Raw genomic sequence first — 1,627 nt, 5'->3', positions numbered from 1 at the left:
TGGCCGAATCCGGAGCCTGGTGCAACGACTTAGGTGGTCGTTGCCACACAGGAGAGCTCCGATGAAGCTTTACGTTGGGTTGGACGTCGGTCTTGAAGAAACCAGTCTTTGCATCGTCGATGGCGAGGGTCTCACCGTTCGAGAGGTCAAGGTTATGACCGAGCCAGCGGCGATCCGCTCCGCAGTAGAGGGCTACGCGGATCGCCTGGAGAGAGTGGGAGTCGAGGCGTCATCGCTTGGCATCTGGCTGTATCGCGAACTGCAGCCAGCGGGGCTCCCGATCATTGTCGTCGAAGCGCGTCACATGCGCGTGTCTCTGTCAACAATGCGCAACAAGACAGACCGGAATGACGCGCGCGGCATCGCGCAGATGATGCGGTTGGGTTGGTATCGCGCCGTTCATGTCAAGAACATTGACATGCAGAAGATGCGTACGCTGCTGACCAGCCGGAAGCTGCTCAAGCGCAAACTAATCGACCTCGAAAACCACATTCGTGGTGCGCTGCGGGCCTATGGGCTGCTCGTTGGAGCCGTCGCCCGTGGTGCCTTTGAGGCCCGCGTGCGCGAGCTGATCGAGCACAGCGATCCGATCTTCGTAATGACCATCGAGGCCATGTTGGATGTGCGCCGCGCCATCCTCGAGGGTTACGATCGGCTGCATCGTGTGCTGCTGCAGGTGGTCCAGCATGATGCTGTCTGCCGGCGCCTGATGACGGTTCCCGGCGTCGGTCCCGTTGCGGCCCTGTCGTTCAAAGTCGGCGTCGATGATCCCCTGCGCTTTGCCCGATCGCGAACGGTAGGCGCCCATTTTGGCCTGACGCCGAAACGACACCAGTCCGGCACGTCCATCGACTTCGAAGGTCGGATCAGCAAACAGGGTGATGTCGCCGTGCGCGAAGCGCTCTGCGAGGCGGCGGCAAGCCTGCTGCTGCGGGTCAGGAAGTGGTCGGCACTGCGGGCGTGGGGTCTGCGGATCGCCAAACGGTCGAGCATGCTGTGCGCGATCACCGCGGTCGCGCGGAAGCTTGCAAGCATTCTGCATCGGATGTGGGTCAGCGAGACCGACTTCCACGTCGGGTTCGGCGCCAAGGTCACGCAACGGCTTCGGTTGAAACCTGCACAATAGCTGCGGTGTAGATGACGACGGATTAGCGCTGGGTTTGCGCCCGGCATGTTGAGGAGGAGCAAAATTAGAGATCCGCGCGCGCGGTGAGCGTCCCCTGGCGGGGCCGCGAAACGGGGAATGTCCGCTCTATCTTGCCTGCTGCCGCCCTTCGGGGACGAGAGCGCCGGACTGCTTGGACAGCCCTGTTTACGAACCTGATGAAGAGCATGCGACGGCCGAAGTGCTGAACGCGAAGGAACGCATGGACCCCGCCTGGTGAATGCACGTCGCGGTCGCGGCTGTGGTGAAGTTTGCGCGTTGATGATGCAGGGAGTCGGAAATGGCGGAAGATCGAAGGGTCGAAGAAAAGCGTAGGAATGAGTTGACTTTGCCCACCCGATTAGGAAGGCAAGGGAAAAGCGCCGCCTTCGGCCAGGCGCATGTGGTTGGTGCGGTTGAGGTTTTAAGAGGCAACCGGAATGATCAAGCCGTCACCTCATTCCAAATCGCCAGGGAAATCAA

2 protein-coding genes are annotated in these 1,627 nt (G+C 61.0%); both read left to right on the top strand.

The genetic code is table 11. The features are described from left to right. Positions 1-61: 61 nt before the first annotated feature. The gene (locus tag CQ12_RS06635; RefSeq protein ID WP_057834543.1) at positions 62-1,126 is read left to right on the top strand and encodes an IS110 family RNA-guided transposase; all 1,065 of its coding nucleotides are present in this window, start codon (positions 62-64) and stop codon (positions 1,124-1,126) included. A gap of 319 nt (positions 1,127-1,445) precedes the next feature. Continuing rightward, positions 1,446-1,627 (top strand): hypothetical protein (locus CQ12_RS45620; protein ID WP_210180583.1); only part of this gene is annotated, 182 nt, incomplete at its 3' end.

This window comes from Bradyrhizobium jicamae, from assembly GCF_001440395.1.
GTDB lineage: Bacteria > Pseudomonadota > Alphaproteobacteria > Rhizobiales > Xanthobacteraceae > Bradyrhizobium > Bradyrhizobium jicamae.
The sequence above is the reverse complement of the archived record's forward strand: the minus strand, read 5'-3'. Positions and strand labels throughout refer to the sequence as shown.